Origin of the sequence: Salana multivorans, assembly GCF_003751805.1 — a bacterium.
Taxonomy (GTDB): domain Bacteria; phylum Actinomycetota; class Actinomycetes; order Actinomycetales; family Beutenbergiaceae; genus Salana; species Salana multivorans.
In genome coordinates this window covers 1093223-1115961 of record NZ_RKHQ01000001.1, presented here as the reverse complement: position 1 = coordinate 1115961, position 22739 = coordinate 1093223, and the positions used below count along the sequence as shown (strand labels likewise).

General features: G+C 73.1%; 23 protein-coding genes and 1 tRNA gene. 11 read left to right on the top strand and 13 right to left on the bottom strand.

Annotation, left to right across the window (positions count from 1 at the left end; translation table 11 throughout):
• A complete protein-coding gene (locus EDD28_RS05075; RefSeq protein WP_123738620.1) occupies positions 1–759 on the bottom strand; it encodes an LLM class flavin-dependent oxidoreductase in 759 nt (252 codons plus the stop codon).
• Entirely contained in the window at positions 753–1769 is a 1017-nt protein-coding gene (locus tag EDD28_RS05070; RefSeq protein WP_123738619.1) for an NAD(P)H-quinone oxidoreductase, read from the bottom strand. Before EDD28_RS05070 ends, EDD28_RS05075 begins: the two co-directional genes overlap by 7 nt.
• A gap of 33 nt (positions 1770–1802) precedes the next feature.
• Between EDD28_RS05070 and EDD28_RS05065 the strand changes: the two genes are divergently transcribed.
• Both EDD28_RS05065 and EDD28_RS05060 read left to right on the top strand, forming a co-directional pair.
• Positions 1803–2243 (top strand): nitroreductase family deazaflavin-dependent oxidoreductase, encoded by a 441-nt coding sequence (locus tag EDD28_RS05065; protein WP_123738618.1) that lies wholly within the window; start codon positions 1803–1805, stop codon positions 2241–2243.
• 101 nt (positions 2244–2344) lie between these two features.
• Positions 2345–2429 (top strand) — tRNA-Ser (locus tag EDD28_RS05060).
• Between the two features lie 49 nt (positions 2430–2478).
• Here EDD28_RS05060 and EDD28_RS05055 read toward each other — a convergent pair.
• Together EDD28_RS05055 and EDD28_RS05050 are read right to left on the bottom strand one after the other, a co-directional pair.
• On the bottom strand, positions 2479–2868 hold the full coding sequence (locus EDD28_RS05055; protein WP_123738617.1) for a DUF1304 domain-containing protein: 390 nt from the start codon (positions 2866–2868) through the stop codon (positions 2479–2481).
• 91 nt (positions 2869–2959) lie between these two features.
• On the bottom strand, positions 2960–3397 hold the full coding sequence (locus EDD28_RS05050; protein WP_123738616.1) for a carboxymuconolactone decarboxylase family protein: 438 nt from the start codon (positions 3395–3397) through the stop codon (positions 2960–2962).
• Between the two features lie 224 nt (positions 3398–3621).
• Between EDD28_RS05050 and EDD28_RS05045 the strand changes: the two genes are divergently transcribed.
• On the top strand, positions 3622–3831 hold the full coding sequence (locus tag EDD28_RS05045; RefSeq protein WP_123738615.1) for a CsbD family protein: 210 nt from the start codon (positions 3622–3624) through the stop codon (positions 3829–3831).
• Positions 3832–3910: 79 nt separating this feature from the next.
• Here the strand turns inward: EDD28_RS05045 and EDD28_RS05040 are convergent, their stop codons facing one another.
• Genes EDD28_RS05040 through EDD28_RS05010 form a run of 7 tightly spaced genes read right to left on the bottom strand, consistent with a single transcriptional unit; the run spans position 3911 to position 10640 of the window.
• Positions 3911–4924 carry a glutathione S-transferase family protein gene (locus EDD28_RS05040; protein WP_123738614.1) on the bottom strand — a complete coding sequence of 338 codons (1014 nt, stop codon included), beginning with the start codon at positions 4922–4924 and terminating at the stop codon, positions 3911–3913.
• A gap of 31 nt (positions 4925–4955) precedes the next feature.
• Positions 4956–5810 carry a polyphosphate polymerase domain-containing protein gene (locus EDD28_RS05035; RefSeq protein WP_245967924.1) on the bottom strand — a complete coding sequence of 285 codons (855 nt, stop codon included), beginning with the start codon at positions 5808–5810 and terminating at the stop codon, positions 4956–4958.
• Positions 5795–6496, bottom strand: coding sequence for a DUF4956 domain-containing protein (locus EDD28_RS05030; protein WP_123738613.1), 702 nt, complete (start codon positions 6494–6496; stop codon positions 5795–5797). The genes EDD28_RS05035 and EDD28_RS05030 overlap by 16 nt, the downstream gene beginning before the upstream one ends.
• Before the next feature lie 46 nt (positions 6497–6542).
• Complete coding sequence (locus EDD28_RS05025) at positions 6543–8153, bottom strand: acyltransferase (RefSeq protein WP_123738612.1); 1611 nt, start codon at positions 8151–8153, stop codon at positions 6543–6545.
• Between the two features lie 47 nt (positions 8154–8200).
• Entirely contained in the window at positions 8201–8473 is a 273-nt protein-coding gene (locus EDD28_RS05020) for a hypothetical protein (RefSeq protein WP_123738611.1), read from the bottom strand.
• Positions 8470–10383, bottom strand: coding sequence for a ferrous iron transporter B (gene feoB / locus EDD28_RS05015; RefSeq protein WP_123738610.1), 1914 nt, complete (start codon positions 10381–10383; stop codon positions 8470–8472). Before feoB ends, EDD28_RS05020 begins: the two co-directional genes overlap by 4 nt.
• Positions 10380–10640: a FeoA family protein gene (locus EDD28_RS05010; protein ID WP_245967923.1), complete on the bottom strand. Its 261-nt coding sequence runs from the start codon at positions 10638–10640 to the stop codon at positions 10380–10382. The genes feoB and EDD28_RS05010 overlap by 4 nt, the downstream gene beginning before the upstream one ends.
• A gap of 426 nt (positions 10641–11066) precedes the next feature.
• Between EDD28_RS05010 and EDD28_RS05005 the strand changes: the two genes are divergently transcribed.
• The 3 genes from EDD28_RS05005 to EDD28_RS04995 all read left to right on the top strand — a co-directional run bounded on the left by EDD28_RS05005 (position 11067) and on the right by EDD28_RS04995 (position 13628).
• Positions 11067–12086: an AfsA-related hotdog domain-containing protein gene (locus EDD28_RS05005; RefSeq protein ID WP_123738608.1), complete on the top strand. Its 1020-nt coding sequence runs from the start codon at positions 11067–11069 to the stop codon at positions 12084–12086.
• Positions 12087–12180: 94 nt separating this feature from the next.
• Positions 12181–12801, top strand: coding sequence for a TetR/AcrR family transcriptional regulator (locus tag EDD28_RS05000; protein WP_123738607.1), 621 nt, complete (start codon positions 12181–12183; stop codon positions 12799–12801).
• Entirely contained in the window at positions 12798–13628 is an 831-nt protein-coding gene (locus EDD28_RS04995; RefSeq protein ID WP_170169359.1) for an SDR family NAD(P)-dependent oxidoreductase, read from the top strand. The genes EDD28_RS05000 and EDD28_RS04995 overlap by 4 nt, the downstream gene beginning before the upstream one ends.
• A gap of 45 nt (positions 13629–13673) precedes the next feature.
• On the opposite strand, the gene EDD28_RS04990 is transcribed toward EDD28_RS04995, so the two are convergent.
• The gene (locus EDD28_RS04990; protein WP_211339114.1) at positions 13674–14846 is read right to left on the bottom strand and encodes an NAD(P)-dependent oxidoreductase; all 1173 of its coding nucleotides are present in this window, start codon (positions 14844–14846) and stop codon (positions 13674–13676) included.
• On the bottom strand, positions 14843–15526 hold the full coding sequence (locus tag EDD28_RS04985; protein WP_123738605.1) for a VOC family protein: 684 nt from the start codon (positions 15524–15526) through the stop codon (positions 14843–14845). The genes EDD28_RS04990 and EDD28_RS04985 overlap by 4 nt, the downstream gene beginning before the upstream one ends.
• 373 nt (positions 15527–15899) lie before the next feature.
• Here EDD28_RS04985 and EDD28_RS04980 point away from each other — a divergent pair, with 373 nt between their 5' ends.
• The 5 genes from EDD28_RS04980 to EDD28_RS04960 all read left to right on the top strand — a co-directional run bounded on the left by EDD28_RS04980 (position 15900) and on the right by EDD28_RS04960 (position 22720).
• Positions 15900–17567 carry an ABC transporter substrate-binding protein gene (locus EDD28_RS04980; RefSeq protein WP_245967922.1) on the top strand — a complete coding sequence of 556 codons (1668 nt, stop codon included), beginning with the start codon at positions 15900–15902 and terminating at the stop codon, positions 17565–17567.
• Between the two features lie 70 nt (positions 17568–17637).
• Positions 17638–18690, top strand: coding sequence for an ABC transporter permease (locus tag EDD28_RS04975; RefSeq protein WP_123738603.1), 1053 nt, complete (start codon positions 17638–17640; stop codon positions 18688–18690).
• An 11-nt stretch (positions 18691–18701) separates the two neighbouring features.
• Entirely contained in the window at positions 18702–19622 is a 921-nt protein-coding gene (locus EDD28_RS04970) for a carbohydrate ABC transporter permease (protein WP_123738602.1), read from the top strand.
• A 48-nt stretch (positions 19623–19670) separates the two neighbouring features.
• Positions 19671–21998 (top strand): beta-xylosidase/alpha-l-arabinosidase, encoded by a 2328-nt coding sequence (locus EDD28_RS04965; protein WP_123738601.1) that lies wholly within the window; start codon positions 19671–19673, stop codon positions 21996–21998.
• A gap of 32 nt (positions 21999–22030) precedes the next feature.
• Positions 22031–22720 carry a DUF624 domain-containing protein gene (locus EDD28_RS04960; RefSeq protein ID WP_123738600.1) on the top strand — a complete coding sequence of 230 codons (690 nt, stop codon included), beginning with the start codon at positions 22031–22033 and terminating at the stop codon, positions 22718–22720.
• The last annotated feature ends 19 nt before the right edge of the window (positions 22721–22739 follow it).

Below are 22739 nucleotides of genomic sequence, written 5' to 3'. Positions count from 1 at the left end.
TCAGGGACGGACGAGGAACGTGAGGCGGTCGACCCCCGCCGGGACCGGCAGCGACCCGGCGTGGTCGCGAAGGTCCTCGAGCCGGACGCCCCCCGCGTCCAGGAAGACGCTGACCTCGAACGGGCGCTCGGCGACGAGGCCGCGAACCAGGCCGACGGTGTCGGAGAGGTCAGGCGTCAGGCCCGTCACAACGTTGACGCCGTCCACCAGCGGGTCCAGCGCGGCGAGGCGCAGCGTCGTCGCCGATCCCGCGCCGACGACGATCGGCGGGCGCGGACCCGACACGACCCCGGGGACGCCGCGGCCGGCCCAGGTCTCGTCGAGGCGCCGGACGTAGTCGGCGAGCATCGCGCGCCGCACCGCGGCGGGCTCGGGCACGCGGCCGAGCGCCTCGTCCTCGCGCGCGAACGGCGAGCCGACCCCGGCACCCGAGCCGACGCCGCACACGACGCGGGCCGGTGCCAGCGAGGCGAGCGTGTCGATCGCGAGGGCGAGCTGCTCGGGCAGGCGGTTGTGCAGGTTGGCGACGAGCGTGCCGAGCCGCACCCGCGTCGTGCGCGCGGCGACCGCGCCCAGCACCGCGAACGGGTCGCGCGACGCCCCCGACCCCGGTGCGCCGATCGACGCGAGCGACGAGACGTGGTCGAAGGTCCACACGCCGTCGAGGCCGGCGTCCTCGGCCCGGATCGCGGCGTCGAGCAGCGCGGTCGCGTCGCCGCCGAAGGGGGAGAGCACGACGTCGAGCCGGGGCGTCACCACGTGAGCACGACCTTGCCGAGGGCCGCGCCGTCGCGCAGCATCGCGTGGGCGCGCTCGGCGTCGGCGGCCGGGACGGCGGCGTGGACCACGGGCCGCAGCCGGCCGTCGGCGAGCGCCGGGAGGAGGTGGGCGGCGACGTCGGCCGTGATCGCGGCCTTCTCCGCGAGCGGGCGGCCGCGCAGGGTGGTCCCGTGGATGCTCGCGCGGCGCTGCATGAGGGCGAGGACGTCGAGGTCGCCGCGTCGTCCGCGCTGCGTCCCGATGACGACGAGTCGTCCGCCGGTCGCGAGGCGCCGGACGTTCTCGGTCAGGGTCGCACCGCCGAGCACGTCGAGGACGACGTCGACGCCGCGCCCGTCGGTGGCCGCGAGGACCGCGGCGGTGACGTCCTGCGGCGTCGCGTCGCGGTGGTCGAGCACGACGTCGGCGCCCAGCGCGCGGACGGCGGCGCAACGGTCGGGCCCGCCGGCCGTGGCGACGACGCGCGCGCCGAGGAGCCGGCCGACCTGGACGGCTGCGGTGCCGATCCCGCCGGAGCCGCCGATGACGTGGAGCGTGTCGCCGGCGCGGAGGTTCCCGACGGGGGAGTCGCCGACGCCGACGAGGTTGGACCACACGGTCGCGAGCGCCTCGGGCAGGGCGGCCGCCTCGACGTCGGTGAGGGTGTCCGGGATCGGGAGGAGCTGGCCGACCGGGACGACGGCGGCGTCGGCGTAGCCACCGCCGGCGAGGAGGGCCATGACGCGGGTGCCGGGTGGGATCGCTGCGTCCGCCTGGTCGCCGAGGGCCTCGATGACGCCGGCGACCTCGAGCCCGGGGTGCTCGGGTGCGCCCGGCGGGGGCGGGTAGTGGCCCGCGACCTGGAGCAGGTCGGCCCGGTTGACCCCGCTGGCGGTCACGCGGACGAGGGCCTCGCCGGGACCGGGCCGGGGCGTCGGGGCGTCGATGAGCCGGAGCCGCAGGGGCTCGGCGTCGGCGTCGTCCGCCGGGACGATCGTGAGGAGACGCATGGTGTCAGCGTAGGTCGGGCGTAGGCTGCCGACATGCCGCTGGAAGGTGAGTACGCGCCGAGCACGTCCCCGTGGGCCCGCGAGCAGGCGGAGCTGATCGAGTCGTCGGGGGGTGCGGAGGGCACGACGCTGCACGGTCGCCCGGTCATCGTGCTCACGACGGTCGGCGCGCGCTCCGGCAAGCTGCGCAAGACGGCGCTCATGCGGGTGGAGCACGACGGGTCGTACGCGGTGATCGCGTCGAAGGGCGGGGCGCCGGACAACCCGCAGTGGTACTACAACCTGCTGGCGCACCCGGAGGTCGAGCTCCAGGACGGCGACACCAGGCGCGAGTACCTCGCGCACCAGGCGATCGGCGCGGAGCGCGAGGAGTGGTGGGCCCGGGCCTGCGAGACCTGGCCGTCGTACGCCGACTACCAGACCAAGACGGAGCGGGAGATCCCGGTCTTCGTCCTGACCCCGATCGGCGGGTAGGTTCGGCGGGCAGGTCGCCCCACCTGGCAGAATGGCCGGGCCCCGCACGCGTGGCCGGCTGCGGCAGATCGCCGTGGCCGGTGGTCGCGGCAGCGGGGCAGGGAGCGATGACAGAGCGGCCGAATGTGACGGTCTTGAAAACCGTTGAGGTGCAAGCCTCCGGGGGTTCGAATCCCCCTCGCTCCGCCGCAAGGGACCTGACCCGGCGCTCGCCCCCGCGTTCGGGAAGGCGCGGCTAGAGGAGAAGCGCGAGCAGGGTGGTCGCCACCGCGAGAAGCGGGAGCAGCCCCTGGGAGACGGCGGCTCGGCGCTTGTCCGGGGACGAGAGCAGCAGCACGAGAGCCGCGGCGAGCATCGACCCGGTGCCGGCGAGGATGAGGGCGGCGCCGACGGCGACGTTGCCCGCGGCCACCAGGGCGACCCCGACCAAGGCCGCGACGGCGAGGAACAGGTTGTAGAACCCCTGGTTGAAGGCGAACGCCCGGGTGGCCTCCGCCTCCTGGGCATCCCGGATGCCGAAGGTCCGGTTGGCTCGCTCGCCGCCCCAGGCGAGGGACTCCAGCCAGAAGATGTAGACGTGCAGGGCGGCGGCGAGCCCCGCCGTGATCATGCCGGCGACCAGCACGTGGGCCTCCAGGGGTAGTGAGTCGGTCCTCGTAGTCTTTGCCCGCACCGGCCGGAGCACAAGAGCGGTCGATGCCGCCGTTGCGTCGTCGCTATGGGACGACCGCGTACCCGCTGCTGACCGCGACGCGGTTCCACGCGTTCATGACGACGGCCAGCCAGGTGATCGCCGAGACCTCCTGGGGGCTCAGGGTCTCGGCGCCCAGGTCCTCGCGGGTGGGCGTGGACGGGCGGGTCACCTCTTCCGCGAGAGCGAGGGCGACGCGCTCGGTGTCGGAGAAGTAGCCCGACTCCCTCCAGGCGGGGAGCACGGCGAGACGGTCGGTCGTCTCCCCGGCCCGCAGGGCGTCGCGCGTGTGCAGCCGGCAGCAGAACGCGCAGCCGTTGAGCTGGGACACGCGCAGTCGAACGAGCTCGACGAGCCTGGGATCGAGGCCGGCCGCAGCGGCCGCCTCACCCGCGGCCCTGCTGAGCGAGGCAAGCTCTCGATAGACGGCGGGATGCTGCTCGCCGATGTTCACCCGTGACACCACTGATCTCCGCTCGGTCGGCCGGGCGTCCTCGATGCGGTGACGCCACCTCGTCGAGGCTAACCCCGCTCGCCGCAGGCTGCGCCTCCGCAGGCCCGGACCGCGGCGCGGCCCGCCGGTTCGCCGAGCGCCGGCCTGACTGCTGTTTTGGCCCGTCCTTGACGGCTCCTTTAGGTGGGCGTATCGTCGACGGTCCTGTGTCATCCACTGAGGGGAGATGTCCTATGGGACTCGGAGACAAGATCGAGAACGCTGGTCAGGACGCGTCGGGCCGCCTGAAGGAGGCCGCGGGGGCCGTCACCGGCAACGAGGACCTGAAGGCCGAGGGCAAGCTCGACCAGGTCGCTGCGTCGGCGAAGGACGCCGTCGAGGACGTCAAGGACAAGATCGGCGAGGGGATCGAGGCCCTCAAGGACAAGCTGTCCAAGGACTGACCCGAACGCGAGACGGGCGGGGCCGGACTTTCACGTCCGGCCCCGCCCGTCTCGTCGTCCGACGAGCCGGCTCAGCGGCTCAGCGCACGACCTCCTCCCCGGCGCGCACCGGCCCGGGAGCTGTCCCGTCGCCGAACGGTCGCCCGCCGAGTGCCTCCCGGCCGTGCGGTGAGAGCCACCCCTCGAGCCCCCCGGCCATGCCACCGGGACCCAGCGGCACGATCCCCGTCGGGTTGATGTCGCGGTGGACCTCGTAGTAGTGCCGCTTGATCTGCTCGAAGTCGACGGTGTCCCCGAATCCGGGCGTCTGGAACAGGTCACGCGCGTACGCCCACAGCACCGGCATCTCGGTCAGCTTCGACCGGTTGCACTTGAAGTGCCCGTGATACACGGCGTCGAACCGGACCAGCGTCGTGAACAGCCGCACGTCCGCCTCGGTGATCTTCCCGCCCATGAGGTAGCGCCGCGACGCGAGCCGCTCCTCCAGCCAGTCCAGCGCGACCCACAGCCGCCCGTAGGCCTCGTCGTACGCCTCCTGCGACCCGGCGAACCCGCACCGGTAGACGCCGTTGTTCACCTCGGTGTAGATCCGCCGCATCACCCCCTCCATCTCCTCGCGGTGCTCGGCCGGCCACAGGTCGGGAGCCCCCTCGCGGTGGAACGCCGCCCACTCCGAGGACAGGTCCCGGGTGATCTGGTCGAAGTCGTTCGTCACGACCGCGCCGGAGGAGATCTCGACCAGGGCCGGCACCGTGATCCCCAGCGGGTACTCGGGGTCGCGCGCGAGGTAGGCGTCGCGCAGGAAGTGGATCCCCAGCACCGGGTCGACGCCGCCCGGGTCGAGGTCGAACGTCCACGACCGCTCGTCGTGGGTCGGGCCCGGCATCCCCACGCTCAGCGCGTCCTCGAGCCCCAGCAGCCGGCGCACGATGAGCGTCCGGTTCGCCCACGGGCACGCGCGCGCCGCGACGAGCCGGTACCGCCCCGCCTCCACCGGATACCCCGAGGTGCCGTCCCGCGTGATCCGCGTGGTGATGTAGCGCGCGTCGCGCTCGTACGCCTCGCCCGGCTTCGTGTACGTGTTCTCGCTCATCCCTCCATCATGCGCCCGCGGGCCGCTGCGGTCAGCAGGGCACCGTGTGCGGCGCGAGCCGCGTGAGCGTGCGGTGCCAGCGGTTGGCCGGCAGCCCGGCCGGCTCGCCACCCGGAGGGACGACGTCGCCGGTCGCCTCCGCCGCGGCGGTGAGCGCCAGCCCGCAGGCGAACTTCGACAGCCGCACCGGCCGGTGCCCCATCCGCCACAGCAGCCGGTCGAGCGGCGACGGCGCCCCGAGCGACTTGGTCTCGACGATCGCCACGCCGCTCAGGCCGAGGCGTCGCCCCGTCCGCAGGTCGGTCCACGCGAGGCCCGTGTCGACGGTGGCCCGCGCCCCGCTGCCCGGCAGGTAGCAGGTCGTGCGGTCGTAGTGCACGTCGAGCACGGGCGCCAGCGCGCCGCGGAACGGGATCCCCGTGCGCTCGCGGATCGTCGACGGCACGAACTCCCGCACGTCGAACCGCGAGGCCTCCTCCAGCGGGAGGCGGTCCTTGACGGTCTGCCCGCGGCGCGAGCGCGTCTTGACCTCGAGGACCTCCAGGCCGGAGTCGCAGTAGGTGCGCGTGCGCACCTTGTACCGGCTCGGCCGGCCGTGCGCCGCGAGCAGGTACGACTCGCGCGTCGCCGTGTCCTCGTACCGCGACGCGTACGCGTGGCTCACCACGCCGTCGATCTCCAGCACCCGCATCGCGGGGTCGGCGGCCGGGAGGGCCGCGAGCGTCGAGACCGGCACGAGGTACTTGCGGTCGACCCGCGTCTGCAGCCCGGCCAGCCCGAGCAGCTCGGGCAGTCCGATGGTCGGCAGCCCGCTCGTCATCGCCGACGTCGCCGCGAGCGTCGCGGCGGTCGCGGGACCGGCGGTCGCCGTCATCGCGTCCCCCACGCGCTCACGCTCTCGCGGGCGACGGACCCCTGCGTCGACTCGGCCGGCTCGGCCGCCGCCGCGCGCGTCGCGGCCGTCGTCGCCCCCGGCACCGCCAGCCGTCCCGTCGCGGGAGCCGTCCCCGTCGCCCCGTCCCCGATCGCGACGTAGCGCACGTCGACGATCGTCGTGTCGTTGACCAGGTCGAGCCGCTGGACGTGGACGCTGCGGACGCGGGCGTCCAGCAGGTCCTCGAGGTGGCGACGCAGCTCGGTCTCGTCGAGGAAGGCGCGGTCGAGGACGACGACCCGGTTGCGCGAGCTCGGCATCAGCCGCGGGCTGTCGACGATCGCCATGACCACGACGACGAGGACCATCCCGGCGACGGCGACCCACAGCGGCGAGGGAGCGAGGCCGCCGAGCAGACCGATCGCGAGCGCGGCGAAGTAGTACGCGACCTCGCGCTGCCCCAGCTCGTCGCTGCGCAGGCGGATGATCGACAGGACGCCGAGGAGCCCCAGCCCGAGCCCGGCGCCGACGCTGCTGCTGGCGAGCGCCGCCGAGACGGTGAAGACGCCGACGTTGATCCCGAGGAACGAGACCATGAGGTCGCGGCGGTGGTGACGCGGCAGGTAGAGCCCGAAGACGAGCACCCCGATCGCGACGAGGTCGGCGGCCAGGAGGGTGGCGAGGGAGGTGAGGTTCATGGGGACCAGTCAGCCGTCCCCACCTGTGCGGCCGCTGTGCTGAAGGTCAGTCCGGCCGGTGGATCCCGCGCGGGGTGTACCCGAGCGCGTCGGCGCACCCCGCCAGGTCGGCGGCGTACCAGGCGAGCGCCAGCCACATCTCGCTGCCCTGCAGGCTCGGTCGCGTCGGGTCGGCGCCCGAGATCACCGTCATCTCGGTGCCCCGCGGGGCGAACGGCGCACCGAGGCCGCCGGCGTCGCCCGTCCACGCCGCCACGGCGAGCCCCAGGACCAGCTCGGCGACGTCGGCGACCTCCGCCTCGCGGTACCCGCGCGCGCTCGGCCGCGCCCACCACAGGAGGTGGACGACGTCGAGCGCGTCGCACGCCGTCGCGGCGTCGAGGGCGCCGGCGCGGACGTGCCGCAGGACCGTGTCGACGACCGCGTCCCCGCCCCCGAGCTGGATCCCCCACGACGCGACGGTGCCGCGGACGAGCCGATACGTGCCGTTGACGCTCTCGCGCGGGTCCCGTGGCGAGCCCCAGAGGCCGGTCCCGGGGTCGCGGTGCGTGAGCAGCCAGCCGAGCAGGGTCTCGCGGGCCGCCTCGCCCTCCGGGTCGTCCGACGCGAGCGCCCAGGTGAGCGCCGTGCCCAGCTTGTCGACGACGGCGCCCGCGTGCCAGGCGTGCTCGACCCAGTCGAGCGAGTCCAGCCGCGCGACGACCTCCGTCGGGGTCAGGCTCGACCACCGCGCGTACGCCTCGCGCGGGAGGCGATCGCCGAGCAGGTCGAGCGCGTGGCCGACGCAGAGGACGTGGTAGTCGTCGGGCTCGCGCCCGTCGCGGTGGGCGCGGCGCAGGCGCTCGCGGTGCTCCTGCGCCGTGAGCCGTCCCGGGACGAGGCCGACCAGGTCGCCCAGCTCGATCGCGTCGCAGTGCGCGCGGACCGTCGGGGCGACGCCGGCGGCGTCGACGAACGCCTCGGCCGTCGCGTCCCAGGCGCGGTCGAGGAGGACGGGGACGTCGCGCGCCGCCGTCGCGCCCAGCACCTCGGCCAGGGCTCGGGCTCGGGCGCGGGTCGCCGGCTCGGGGGCGCGGCCGGTGCGTCGGTCGCGCACGACGCGGGCCGGGTTGCCGACGGCCACCGCGTACGGCGGCACGTCCCGCGTCACGACGGCACCCGCCCCGACGACGCTGTGCGCCCCGATCCGGACGCCGTCGAGCACGACGACCTGGGCGCCGATCCACACGTCGTCCTCGACCGTGATCCCGCGGGTCCGCAGGCCCTGGAGGCGGACGGGGACGTCCGGGTCGGCGAACTCGTGGTCGAAGCCGAGGATCGAGGTGGAGGCGCCGATCCGGACGCCGTCACCGATCCGGACGCGGCCGCGGACGGCGGCGAAGACGTTGACCGAGCAGTCCGCGCCGATCGTCACGTCGCCCGTCACGTGGGTCTGGGCCGCGAGGTAGCTGCGGTCGCCGAGGCGGAGGCGGTCGGCGTCGACGACGGCCTCGTCGGCGACGTAGGCCGTGTCGGCGAGGTCGTGCCCGAGGGCTCGCAGCCCGGTCAGCCGGGCTTGGTTCGCGGGTCCGGCGGCGCTCCCCGGCCCGGTGGCGTCGTCGGCGACGGCGGTCCACGGCGCGAAGGCGGCGGTGCGCGAACCGGTCGGGATCGGCATGCCTCGAGCCTAGCCAGCCTCGGGCGCGCGGGTGGATCGACGGGTGGTCAGCCGCCGAACGGACAGCCCCGGCAGGCGGGGGAGCGCACCGTCACCGTCCCGACGGCCGCCGTCGTTCCCGCCGACGACCCCGATGACCCACCCGACGGTCTCGACGCGGCGCACCCGGAGCACGCGCCGCCCGCGCTCACGACGCCGACCCGGCGCCAGTGGTCGAGCGCGGCGTCGACCAGGCCGCGCGGCACGCCGAGCGCGAGGGCGGTCCTGGTGGGGGTCGCGCCGCGCCGGGCCTGGTCGAGGACGTCGTCGAGGAGCGTCACAGGAGCCGGCCCACCTGGAAGACGAGGACGGCGAGCAGCCACGCCGTCGCGATCTGGGCGCCAGCGGCGCCGAGCGTCCACCGCCAGCCGAAGAGCCGGCGCTGCTCCGCGAGCGTCGCGAGGCACGGCGTGTACGTGACCATGAAGACGAGGAACGCGAGGGCGGCGGCGCCCGCGTGGCCGCCCGAGGTGCGGTCGAGGGTGGTGCGCAGCTGCGCCCCGAGGTCGCCGGCCTGCGTGGGGTCGTCGGGCTCGGTGAGCGAGTAGGTCTGGGCGAACGAGCCGACCACGACCTCCTTGGCGACGAACCCGGTGGCGAGCGCGGCCGAGAAGTGCCAGTCGCCGAACCCCGCCGGCTCGAGGGCCGGCGCGATGGCGTGGGCCGCCGCCCCGTAGGCGCTGTCCTCGATCGGGACGTCGGCGAGGGTGTGACCCGGCGTCACCGGGATCGCGAGGAGGACCCAGACGACCGCGAGGGTCGTGACGATGACGATGCCGGCCTTGCGGACGAACGAGAGCGAGCGCGTCCCGATCGCGCGCAGGAGCATGAGCGGGCGCGGGCGCTGGTAGGCCGGCAGGGCGAGGACGAGCCCCTCGCGGGGGAGGTCGCGGAACAGCGTCCGGCGCAGGACGAGGCCGGCGCCGACGACGAGCACGATGCTCCCCGCGTACATGCCGAGCACGGCCGTCGCGGTGTGCTCGGGGAACACGGACGAGGCGATGAGCAGCAGGACCGTGAGGCGGGCGGGGCACGACGTCAGCGGGATGAGCAGGCCGACCAGGAGCCGGCTGCGCGCGTGCGGGAGCGTCTTGGTCGCGGTGAGCGCCGGCACGTTGCAGCCGAAGCCGATGACGAGCGGGAGCATCGCGCGGCCGTCGAGGCCGATCGCCTGCATCGCCCGGTCGGCGACGAACGCGGCGCGCGCGAGGTAGCCGGAGTCCTCCAGCAGCGCGATGGCGCCGAACACCAGGGCGAGGAGCGGGACGAACGACGCGACGACCCCGAAGCCGACCAGCACCCCGTCCACGAGGAAGGAGCCGACCCACGCGGGACCGGGCAGCCAGCCGAGGATCCACGTGCCCAGCGCGGCGAAGACCGACTCCGTGGCATCCATGACGGGCCCGGCGATCGTCGTGGCGAGCTGGAAGACCAGCCACATGACGGCGCCGAACACCGGCAGGCCGATCCACGGGTTGAGCAGGACGCGGTCGACCCGGTCGGAGATCGTGGTCGCGGTCGCGTCCTCGGGCAGGTCGAGCTCCGCGAGGACGCCGGTGACCCAGGCGAAGACGTCGTCGGCGTCGGGGGAGGCCGGGCGGGCCGGCGGGAGCGCCGCGGTGCCGCCCGCGACGGTCGCCGGAGCGGTGAGGCGGGTCTCGAGGTCGCGCGTGCCGGCGCGCCGGCGGGGGTCGACGGCGACGACCGGGAGACCGAGCGCGCGTTCGAGCCGGGCGGGGTCGGGGGTGATGCCGCGGTCGCGGGCGACGTCGACCATCGTGAGCGCGACCACCACCGGCCCGTCCGGGCGCTGGGCGAGGAGCTGCCCGAGCAGGTAGAGGGCGCGCGGGAGGGCCGCGGCCTCGAGCGTCACGACGACGACGTCGCGGTCGTTCGCCAGGGCGGCGTCGGCTGCGACCTGCTCGTCGGCCGACCGGGCGAGCAGCGAGTAGGTGCCGGGCAGGTCGACGATGCGGAGCTGGCCGGCGGGCGTGTGCCAGGTGCCCTCGTGCAGCTCGACCGTCGTGCCCGGCGCGTTCATCACCCGCTGGTGGGCACCGACGAGGGTGTTGAAGAGCGTCGACTTGCCGACGTTGGGGTTGCCGAGCAGGACGACGCGGGGTGCCGTCGGCGCGGCCGGGTCCGTCGGGTCGGGCGCGGTGAGCGGCCCGGGGCCCTCGTGGCAGCTCATGCCGGGACTCCCGGGCGGACCTCGACCTGGATGCGGCGGCAGGTCGTCCGGTCCAGCGCGAACCGATCGGCGCCGAGCGCGATGACCCGTCCGCCGAAGGCCGCGACGTGGGTGACCTCGATGGCGGCTCCGGCGCGCAGGCCCAGCTCTCGGTACCGCAGGGCGAGATCGCTGCCGGCTCCGCGCGCCGCGGCGGCCGCGAGGTCGATGCCCGTGACGACCGCGCGGGTCCGTGGCGGCAGCTCGGTCAGGTTCACGTCGTCAACGTAGGCGTTAGGTGAGCCTGCCCTCATGGGCCGGAGGTCCCGCGTCCGCGCGGCGCGACGCCGAGGCCGCGGCGGTCGGCCGTCGTGGTCGAGGGCGCGTGTGAGGCGGAAGGAATGGCTCCGACATCATTGACATCTTTCTGTGTGAGATCACCTATATCGGGCCTTGCTGGTCCGTGGAAAAGGCGGTTCGCATCCCCTTCCGCCAGCATCCGCGCGAGCGTTCCGGTGCCCCTCGAGCCGCCGGTTGCGGCCGCGGACGCGTCGCCGTCGTCCACCGTGGGTCGGCGGATCGGTCGGCCGATCGACGGCCGCGCCGTGGGTGCTGAGACGTTACTCGCGCGGCGATAGGCTGAGCGCGCGCCCGTCATTTCTCGCCGTCATCAATGGGCGTCCGATCGATGGATGGTGTGACTCATGGCGGATGAGGGTTCGCTGAGTGCTGAACGTGAGGCGCGCTCCGACGGTGACGTCACCGCGCCGACCGAGGCGACCGGTGCGGCGCCTCCGACGGACTGGTCCCCGGTCCTCAAGCGCCAAGTCCACAAGAACGCGGGCGAGGAGGTGCTGCTGTCGTCGTACGCGCCGGACGACGAGCTGACCATGACCGCGCGGACGAGATGGCCCGGTCGGCACGACTACTACCGGCTCGACCGGGGCGCCGACGTCTTCCTGCTCGTCGAGACCTTTCGCCAGATGACGATCCTGATCGGGCACGAGCTGTTCCAGGTCCCGCCCGAGTCGGTCTTCGTGATGGACCGGTGCTCGCTGCGGCTGGCGTCGCGGGACGCGGTGTGCGGGAACGACGTGACGGTGCGCGTGCGCGCCGCCGAGGTGGAGGTGAAGGGCGCGCGCGTCTACCGGCTCGGCGTCGAGGCGCTCTTCTTCGACGGTGCCGGGCGGGAGCTCGCGTCCGGCGACGGAAGCCTGCGCATCCTGCCGCGGCGCCTGTACGAGCGGCTGCGGGCCGGGTCGGCCGGGGTCACCAACCTCTCGGTCGTCCGGGACGTCCCGACCTCCGGCACGCCGCTGGAGCTCCGGCTCCTCGACCGGCAGGCCGGCGCGCGGACCTGGGAGCTCCGGTTCGACCCGCTGGACCCCTTCTTCTTCGACCACGCCGTTGACCACGTCCCGGGAATGCTGCTGATCTCCGCCATGCGCGACGCGGCCGCGCGCAGCCTCGACGGCGGGACCTGCGTGGGGCTCTCCGTCGAGTTCGTGCGGTACCTGGAGCTCGACGAGCCCGTCCACGTCCGCGTCCGGCCGGACGGCCACCAGGACGCCGACGGGGCGATTCGGGTCGGCGTCGCCGTGGTCGGCGCGAACCACAGCGAGGCCGCCACCGGGACGATGGAGATGGCGGTCGCTCACCCCGGTCCGCAGGCCCGAGCCGAGGACGGTGCCGAGGTGAGGCCGCTGGTCCGGGGGTCCCGCTGAGGAGACGGGCGGGGCCGTTCATGCATGCGGGCCGGTCAAGGAATAGGGTGGAGCCGACGCCATCGTTCAGTAGTCGTTCCCCGGGGGGTTCGTGATGCCAGGTTCCGGAAGGCGAAAGCCGCTCAAGCAGCAGCGCGCCATCGAGACACGCAACGCCATCATTCTGGGCGCGGCCGCGGTCTTCTCGCGGGTTCCGTATGCCGAGGCGCGTCTCAAGGATCTGGCCTCGGAGTCGGGAATCAGCGAGGGCGCGCTCTACTTCCATTTCGCCAGCAAGCGGGATATCGCCTTCGAGGTCGTGGCCGTTCAGCAGGAGCGCATGCACGGTGCGTTGACGGAGGTCCTGTCCCGCGGTGGCAACGCCCTGGACAAGATGCTCAGCGCCTATGCGGCGCTGGCCGACCTCGTCGCCTCCGACGTCGTCGTCCAGGGCGGGATCTACCTCCAGAACCAGCCCGGCACCGAGCTCGCCGACGCGACCAACGAGCCCTACCTCGAGTGGGTCCGTCTCGCGCGCATCCTCGTCCTCGAGGGGGTCGAGGACGGCTCGGTCCGTCCCGATGTCGACGCGGACGGCGCCGCCGAGTTCCTCAACGCGCTGTTCATCGGGGCGCAGGTGCTGTCCAACCACGCGGACAGCTGGGCCTCGATGCCCGTGCGGATGCGGTCGTTCGAGCCGCTCGTCCGGATCGCGCTCGCGCCGGCGTCGTCGTGACGACCGACGACGGCGCCACGGCCGGCCGGAGCTCCGGCCGGCATCCCGTCGCCGTCGTCACCGGGGCCACCGGTGGCATCGGCTCCGCCGTCTGCCGGGCCCTCGCGCGGGACGGCTACGTCGTCGTCGCGCAGTACCGCGGCAACGTCGCGAAGGCCGAGCTGCTGGAGCTGTCGATCGCCGAGGCCGGCGGGCGGTGCCACCCCGTCGCCTGCGACCTCGCCGACGACGCGGGCGTCGCGACCCTCCTGGCGTTCGTCGACGAGCTGGTCGACGCGCATCCCGACCACGTCGTCGCGGCGCTGGTCAACAATGCCGCGAAGCTGCTGGGCCCCTCCTTCGCCGAGGCGACACCGGCGCAGTTCGACGACTACTTCGCGCTCAACGTCAAGGCCGCGTTCTTCCTGTCGCAGGGGCTCTGCCGCCGCATGCACGACGGTGGCGGCGTCGTGAACGTCTCCTCCGCGAGCGCGCACTTCTCCAGCCCCGGGGACATCGTCTACGCCATGAGCAAGGCCGCCATCGAGTCGCTCACGCGCAACATGGCCGAGGCCGTCGCCCCGCGGGGGATCCGCGTCAACACCGTCGTCCCGGGGTTCACGGACAACGGGCACGAGGCGTTCGGCGACCCGGCGGTGCGGCAGTACATGTCGAGCTTCGCCGTCCTCGGCGACGTCTCGCAGCCGGCCGACGTGGCCGAGGCGGTCGCCTTCCTGCTGTCCGACCGGGCGTCGCGGACGACGGGGGCGACGCTCGACGTGAGCGGCGGGAGCACCCTGAGCGCCCGCGGCAGCCGCGCGCACACCGTGCGCGACCTCCTGGGCTGACGCGGCGCCCGCGTCGACGCGGGCGCGCGCGACGCGTCGGCTCCCTCAGCTCAGCAGCCGCACCAGCCCCTCGGCCAGCACCCGGTCGATCGACTCGGGCACGGCCTGCGCCCCGGGCGTCGTCGTCCCGCCCGTCGCGATCGACGCGAGGCTGCGGGCCTGGAGCGCGAGCCCGAGGTCCATCGCCTGGATCGGGTTCCCCAGCGCCGCCGTCAGGTTGATCATGTGCGAGTCGTGCAGGACGACGACCTCGCGCCCGTCGGCGAACCGGTGGAGCACGCGCGCCGTCGGGTCGCCCCCGGGCGGGGAGAGCCGGACGGTCTCGACGGCCGCGTCCCGCAGCGCGGCGACGTCGATCTCCCGGCCCTCGTGCCCGACGCCGACGACGACGAGACCGTCGCGCAGCCGCTCGAACAGCTCGGGTCCGACGACGTCGCGGGCCCCCGTCGCGAGGAACACGGCGTCGCACGTCGACACGATCTCCGCGACGTCGGCGACCCGGTGCCCGCGCATGAGCGCGTCGAGCCGGCGGAACGGGTCGAGGTCGGCCACGGTCGTGCTCGCGCCGAGCAGCCGCAGCGCGTCCGCGGTGCCCCGACCGCACGGGCCGTACCCGACGACGCCGGCGCGCAGCCCCGGGATCATGAGGTTCGTCGCGTTCATGAACCCCTGGACGATGCTCTGGCCCACCCCGAACTCGTTCTCGACCAGCAGCTTGAGCCGCGAGTCGTTGATGACGACGACGGGGAAGTCGGGCGGGGTGGCCAGCGCCCGGATCCGCAGCCCGCCCGTCGTCGTCTCCTCCGTCGCCCCCCGGAAGCCGGGTCCGCGCGGCGCGCCGGCGGCGAGCCGGGCGACGAGACCGCCCCCGTTGTCGAGGAACAGGTCGCACCGCTGCGCGACGATCGCGTCGAGGTGCCGCTCGCGCTCGGCGTCGGTGTCCTCCCGGCCGCCGAGCATCGTGGCGCCGAGGGCGCGCAGCGCGTCGGCCGTCGCCGGGACCGTCGTGCCGAGGTTGCCCGTGATGACGACGCGCGCCCCGGAGGCGAGGAGCCACTGGCACAGCACGGCCGTCTTGGGCTCGACGTGGAGCGTGATCCCGATGGTGAGCCCGGCGAAGGCCGAGCCGACCTCCTCGAACGTGTCCGCGAGGAGCGGCATGTGGCGCGCGGCCCAGTCGAGCGGGCCGTCGCCGGTCGGCGGCAGCGTGCGCGTCACGACCGCGCCTGCCACGTCGTGACGCAGGCCTCGTTGCCCTCGGCATCGGCGAGCACCCAGAAGCTGGGGGCCGCGGCGTCGGAGACGAGGGTGCCGCCGGCCGCGAGCGCGGCCTCGATGCGGAGCTGCGCCTCGTCGGGCGCGACGGTGACGTCGACGTGGAGGCGGTTGCGCTGCGGGCGGGGTGCGTCCATCTGCTGGAACCAGAAGCTCGGGCCCAGGCCGTCCCGGTCCACGAGCTCGACGTCGAGATCGTCGGGACGGCCGGTGTCCGCGCCGGTGACGTGGGCGTCGTAGTCGAGGACGGCGGCCCAGAACGGCCACACCGCCGCGAGGTCGAGGGCGTCGATCGCGATCTCCAGGGTGCTTCCGCCCGGCACCGTCGACCCCAGCCCGAGGTCGTCGGCGATCGCGCTGATCCGGGTGGCCAGCTCCACGTCGCGGGCGGTGAGGCCGCGGACGTCGTGCGTCGTCGTCGAGACGGACGCGCGACCCCAGCTCAGCGTGAGGTCGGGGTGGTGCCCCAGCTCGTCCGCGGTCGCAGCGACCCGCGCGACGAACGTCGCGAGCCGCGGGTAGTCCTCGCTCGTGAACGTCGCGCGCAGGGCGCGCAGCCGGACGCGCCAGTGGCGCGGGTCGGTCGAGCCGGTGACGACGGCGGGCGAGAGCTTCTCGGTCATGGTCCATTGTGCGCCGCCGCTCGGTCCCCGCTCGCTCGCCCGCCCGCGCCGTCGTGGCGCAACCATCCCGAAAGTTATCGGGCCGGTTGGGCCCCGGCGATCGACGCTCGGAGGGCCGTGGACACCACCTCCGGCGCCCAAACCGTGATACGACCGTGATCTACGACACTTGACGGGACGGCCGAGGCCTCAGATACTCACTCTTGTATCGGTACAAGAACCGATAGATTTCGAAGCATTCGATGGTCGCTCGGGGGAGCTTGGGCGTCGGGTCGGGCGCATCGGAAGCCAGGAGCCTCCAGCGACGGAGGCGGTCTCGATGAGGAGAGCCATGAGTGGTGTGGGCAGGATTCGCCCTGGAAGCAGAGGACTGGTGCTCGGCGCGGGCGCGGTCGCGGCCGCGTCGCTGGTGCTGAGCGCATGCAGCGGCGGGGGCGGCACCCCGTCGGGAGACGGCGGCCAGCAGAGCGAGGGCGGCGGGGCGCAGCTCCAGTGCGCCCAGGAGAGCGCCGCGGACGAGCAGTTCAAGGCGGCCGAGCCGACCGAGCTCGGCATCCTGTGGACCGACTGGCCGGAGACGCCGGTGACGGACTCGTGGCAGCTCTTCGACACGATCGAGGAGCTGACCAACGTGCGGCTGGTGCCGACGCACATCCCCTTCAGCGACAAGGAGGAGAAGCAGGGTCTGCTCATCTCGGCCGGGGACGCCCCGCCGCTCATCCCGCTCGTCTACACCGGTGACGAGAAGCAGTACGCGGCCTCGGGTGCGGTCCTCCCGCTCAGCGACTACAGCGACTACATGCCGAACTTCAACAAGTACGTCGACCAGTGGGACCTGCGCGCCATGGTCGACGACCTGCGCCAGGAGGACGGCAAGTACTACATGACCCCGGGCCTGCAGGAGGTGTCCGTCCCCGTCTTCACGGTCATCATCCGCAAGGACGTCTTCGACGAGGTCGGGGCCGGCGTCCCCAACACCTGGGACGAGATGTACGAGGCGCTCAAGAAGATCAAGGCCAAGTACCCCGACAGCTACCCGCTGGGCGACGGCTTCGAGGGCCAGTCCATGCTGAACTACGCGGCGCACGGCTTCGGCGCGGTTGCCGGGTGGGGCTTCGGCGACGGCGCCTTCTGGGACGAGGACAAGGGCGAGTTCGTCTACACCCCGACGACGGACGGCTACAAGCAGCTCGTCGAGTACTTCGCCAAGCTCGCCGACGAGGGCCTCCTGGACACGGAGTCCTTCACGCAGAAGAACGACGGCGCCGGCACCGTCCGGGAGAAGGTCGCCAACAACCAGATCTTCGCGGCCTCCGGGGCGTCCGGAACGGTCAACGAGTTCGTCATCGCCACGCAGGAGGTGCTCGGCCCGGACGCCGAGTTCGAGTTCGTCCAGATCGCGCCCCCGGGCGGACCGGTCGCGGGCGAGACGGTCGAGCCGCGCAACTTCTGGAACGGCTTCATGCTCACGTCCAAGGTCAAGGACGACCCGAACCTGTGCACCTACCTCCAGTTCGCCGACTGGCTCTACTACAGCGACGAGGCCCGCTGGCTCCTGCAGTGGGGGCCCGAGGGCGAGACCTACACCCGCGACGCCGACGGCACGGTCACGCTCAAGCCGGAGTACAAGCTCGAGGCCTACAACATCAACATGGACACCGGCACGATCGACATCCAGAAGGACCTGGGGTGGGCGAGCAACGTGCTGGCCGGCTCGTCCGAGTCGCGTGAGCTGAAGCAGTCCTACAACGCGCCGGCGTTCGTCGAGTACATGGACTCCGTGATCGACAACCGGACGCCGCGCGCCCCCTTCCCGCCGCGGCCGCTCAACGAGATGGAGCTCGAGCAGGCGTCGCTGCTCGGCACGTCGCTGAAGGACTCCGTCGACACCGCCGTGCTGCAGTTCATCGTCGGGCAGCGCGACCTGAGCGAGTGGGACCAGTTCCAATCCGAGCTCCAGGCCGCGGGCGTCCAGCAGTACATGGACATCATCAACACCGCCCAGAAGCGTCACGCCGAGGCCGTCGCCGACGCGAGCTGATCGCAGCCGTCCGCGGTGGGTGGGCGCGGGTCGCCGCGCCCACCCACCGCGCAACGAAGGGAGTGAGTCGATGAGCTCAGCCGTGACAGGGGTACCGGCGGAGATCGGCGCCGAGGCCCAGGCCGCCGAGATCCTCGAGGAGGCCCGCGGGCGCCCGAGGGCTCGCGGGTGGTGGCCGCCGGGCGGATCGCGCAGGGACCGGGGCCGCCCGCGCGCGCCGAAGACGCCGTGGCGCGTCGAGCTGAGGCGCAACTGGGTGCTGTACGCGATGGCCGTCGTGCCCGTGGTCTTCCTGCTGATCTTCCGGTACCTGCCGATGATCGGGAACGTCATCGCCTTCCGCCGGTTCCGACCGGGCGGGAGCATCTTCGGCGAGTACTGGGTCGGCACCTACTACATCGAGATGTTCCTCAACGACCCGCAGTTCTGGCGGGTCTTCGCGAACACGGCGATCCTCGGCGGGCTCACGCTGCTGATCTGCTTCCCGCTGCCGATCCTGCTCGCGCTGGCGCTCAACGAGGTGCGGGCCCGGGTGTTCAAGCGGACGATCCAGTCGATCTCCTACCTCCCGCACTTCCTGTCGATCGTCATCGTCGCCGGCATGGTGATGCAGCTCCTGGCGATCCGCGGGCCGATCAACCAGTGGATCGAGTCGATCGGCGGCTCGGCCATCCCGTTCCTCGACCGGGCCGAGTGGTTCCGGACCATCTACGTGACGTCGGAGGTCTGGCAGACGATCGGGTGGGGGACGATCCTGTACCTCGCGGCCCTCACCACCGTCGACGCCTCGCTCTACGAGGCGGCGAGGATCGACGGCGCGAACCGGCTGCGCCAGACGTGGCACATCACCCTGCCGGGCATCCGGCCGACGATGGTGACGCTGCTCATCCTCAACATCGGGACCTTCCTCAACGTCGGCTTCGAGAAGGTCTTCCTCCTCTACAACCCGTTGACCTACTCGACGGCGGACATCATCTCGACCTACCTGTTCCGTGTGGGTCTGGTGTCCAACAACTTCAGCTACGCGGCGGCGATCGGCCTGTTCCAGGCGCTCATCGGGCTCGCGATGGTCCTGACCGCGAACCTCGTGTCGCGACGACTGGTGGGAGCAAGCCTGTGGTGACGCAGAGTGCCATGACGACGACGAACCCGCGGCGCAGCTCGGGCTCGATAGGACCGCGGGACACCACCGGCTACCGCATCTTCACCTGGGCCAACAACGGCTTCCTCGTGGTGCTGTCGCTCGCGATGCTCTTCCCGTTCGCCATGCTCGTGGCGCAGTCGTTCTCGAGCCCGGCGGCCCTCAAGGCGGGCAGGGTCGGCATCTGGCCGGTCGGGTTCACGCTCGACACCTACAAGTTCCTCATGCAGAACCAGATGTTCTGGCTCAACTACCGCAACACCGTCGTCTACACGGTGGTGGCCACGGTCATCGCGATGGTGCTCACGACGCTCATGGCCTACGTGCTCGCGCGCCGCCACCTGCGCGCCCGCGGGTTCCTCGTCGGGATCGTCGTGTTCACGATGTTCTTCAACGGCGGCCTCATCCCGAACTACGTGCTCATCTCGGCGCTGGGGATGAAGAACACGATCTGGGCGATCGTCGTCCCGGGGGCGATCTCGGTGTTCAACCTGCTCGTGATGAAGTCGTTCTTCGAGAACCAGCCGCTCGAGCTGGAGGAGGCGGCCCAGATCGACGGCCTCGGGTGGTTCGGCATCTTCACCCGGATCGTCCTGCCCCTGTCGCAGGCGGTGCTCGCGACGATGATCCTGTTCTACTCGGTCGGGTTCTGGAACGACTGGTTCGCCGCCTTCCTCTACCTGGACCGGCAGGAGCTCTTCCCCGTGACGCTGTTCCTGCGCAACGTCATCGCCGGCGCCTCGTCGACGGCCTCCGAGGGGGCGGCCGCGGCCGGGATGAACAGCGCGACGCAGATCGCCGAGAGCGTCAAGGCCGTCGCGATGATCCTCACCCTGATCCCCATCCTGTGCGTCTACCCCTTCGTCCAGCGCTACTTCGTCTCCGGCGTCATGCTCGGGTCCGTCAAGGGCTGAGCCGGCGCTCCGGAGTCCCCCATCGAGAGTCAAGGAACAACCGAGCCGATGAATGTCGCCCTTACGTCGTCCGCCGACCCCGTCGAACCCTGGCGGGACGCGTCCCGGTCGCCCGGGGAGCGAGCCGACGCACTGATCGCGGAGATGAGCCTGCCCGAGAAGCTGGGCCAGCTCGTCGGCCTGTGGGTCGGTGCCGACGCCGACGCGGGCGAGGTCGCCCCGAACCAGGACGAGATGACCAAGGACCTCCCGACGTTCGCCGAGGCGATCGTCGACGGTCTGGGGCAGCTCACCCGCCCGTTCGGCACGGCGCCGATCGACCCGGTGATGGGCGCGCGCTCGCTCGCGCGCTCGCAGCGGGCGGTGATGGCCGCGAACCGGTTCGGCATCCCGGCGCAGGTGCACGAGGAGTGTCTGGCCGGGTTCGCGGCCTGGGGTGCGACGGCGTATCCGATCCCGCTGTCCTGGGGTGCGACGTTCGATCCGGAGCTGGTGGAGGAGATGGCCGGGCAGATCGGTCGGGCGATGCGCTCGGTCGGGGTGCACCAGGGGCTCGCGCCGGTCCTCGACGTCGTGCGCGACTACCGGTGGGGGCGCGTGGAGGAGTCGATCGGCGAGGACCCGTTCCTGGTGGGGTCGGTCGGGGCCGCGTACGTGCGGGGGCTCGAGCGGTCGGGCGTCGTGGCGACGCTGAAGCACTTCGCGGGGTACTCGGGGTCGCGGGCGGGGCGTAACCATGCGCCGGTCTCGGCGGGGCCGAGGGAGCTGGCGGAGGTGTTCTACCCGCCGTTCGAGATGGCGTTGCGCGAGGGTGGGGCGCGGTCGGTGATGAACTCCTACGCGGAGGTCGACGGGGTCCCCGCGGCCGCCGACGAGGCGCGGCTCACCGGGCTCCTGCGCGAGCAGTGGGGCTTCGAGGGCGTCGTGGTCGCCGACTACTTCGCCGTCGCCTTCCTCCGGGCCATGCACGCGGTCGCCACGTCGGACGCGCACGCGGCCCACCTCGCGCTGCGTGCCGGGATCGACGTCGAGCTGCCGTCCGTCGCCACGTACGGAACGCCCCTCCTGGAGGCGGTGAGCGACGGGACGATCCCGGAGGAGCTCGTCGACCGGGCCGTGCGGCGGGTCCTCGTGCAGAAGATCGAGCTCGGCCTGCTCGACCCCGACTACGAGCCCGAGGTCGCCGAGACGATCGACCTGGACCGCGCCGAGCAGCGGGACCTCGCGCTCCGGCTCGCCCGCGAGGCGGTCGTGCTCGTCGAGAACGACGGCGTGCTCCCGCTGGCGCCGGACGCCTCGCTCGCCGTCGTCGGTCCCGTGGCCGACGACCCGTTCGCGATGCTCGGCTGCTACTCCTTCCCGGCGCACGTCGGCGTCCACCACCCGGACCGCCCGATGGGGATCGAGGTGCCGAGCGTCCTGGCGGAGCTGCGGGCGACCCGTCCGGGGCCGGTGAGCCACGCCGTCGGGTGCGACGTCAAGGAGCCCGGGCGGTCCGGGTTCGACGAGGCGGTCGCGGCGGCGCGGGGCGCGGACGTCGTCGTCGTCGCGCTGGGCGACCGCGCCGGGCTGTTCGGCCGGGGCACGTCCGGCGAGGGCTGCGACGCCCCCGACCTGCACCTGCCGGGTGAGCAGGAGGAGCTGCTCGAGGCGATCCTCGCCACGGGCGCCCGGGTCGTCCTGCTCCTCCTCGCCGGACGTCCCTACGCCCTCGGCCGGTTCGCCGGCCGCGTCGCGGCCATCGTCCAGTGCTTCTTCCCCGGCCAGCTCGGCGCGCGGGCCGTCGCCGACGTGCTGACGGGACGGGTGAACCCGTCGGGCCACCTTCCGGTGCAGATCCCGCGCGAGGCCGGCGCGCAGCCCGGCACGTACCTCGCGCCGCCGCTCGGCCGGGCGTCCGCGGTCTCGAACCTCGACCCCGACGCGCTCTTCGCGTTCGGTCACGGCCTCTCCTACGCCGACCTCACCTGGGGCGACGTCACCTCCTCGGGCGAGCGGTGGCCGACCGACGGGACCACGACGCTCGCCGTGACCCTCGGCAACGACACCGACCGCGAGGTGAGCGACGTCGTCCAGGTCTACCTGCAGGGCCCGGCGGCGGCGGTGACCCGCCCGGTCGAGCGGCTCGTCGCCTTCCACCGGGTCACCCTCGCCCCCGGCGAGAGGCGCCGCGTCGACGTCGAGCTGCACGCCGACCTCACGTCCTTCGTCGGGCTGACGGACCGCGTGGTCGAGCCGGGACGGGTCCGCCTCGGCGTCGCCCGGTCGAGCCGGGACTGGCACGCGACGCTCGAGCTCGACCTCGTCGGTCCGTCCCGACGGGTCGGGCCCGACCGGGTGCTGAGCCCGACGGTGTCCTGCGTCGCGCTGGGTTGAGGGCACCCGTGGTGACCGGGGAGGATCGGGCCATGGACGTCGACGGCTCGGGCGCCGGCCGGATGGTGCGGGCGGCACGGACGATCAACCGGTGCGTCGTGCTCGGGCTCTGCCTGGCCCTGGCGTGCGCGCCCAGCGTCGTCGTCGGTCTCTTCGTCAGCGCGACGCCGCTCGGTCTCATGCTCTACGTCCTCGGCCTCGTCGCCGTCGCTCCCGCGCTCTCGGCCGGTCTCTACGCGGTCCGCGGGTGGCGTCGGGATCCCGGCGCGGGGTCGGCGCGCCTGTTCCTGCGCGGGTACCGGATGAACGTCGTCGACGTGCTGCGCTGGTGGGTGCCGACGCTCGTCGCCGCCGCGGTGCTCGCGGTGAACGTCGGCTACGCGGGCGACCACGTCGCCGGGCCGCTGCTGCGCGCGGCCGGGATCGCCGCCGGCGTCGTCCTCGCGCTGTGGGCGGGCAACGCGCTCGTCGTCTCCTCCTTCTTCTCCTTCCGGACGCGTGACGTCGCGCGGATCGCCGCGGCCGAGATGTTCCTGTCCTGGCGGGTCACGCTGGGGCTCGCCTGTCTGCTGCTCGTCGCCGCCGCGGCGGTGTACGTGGCGGGGGACGGGGCGATGCTGCTGCTCGCGTGGGTGTTCGTCGTCCTGCTCGAGCTGGTCGCCCGTCCGCTCGTCGCTCACGTCACGGCCCGGTTCACCCCCGCGGAGCCGGACGCCGGCTAGGGCCTCGCGGACCCCGGCC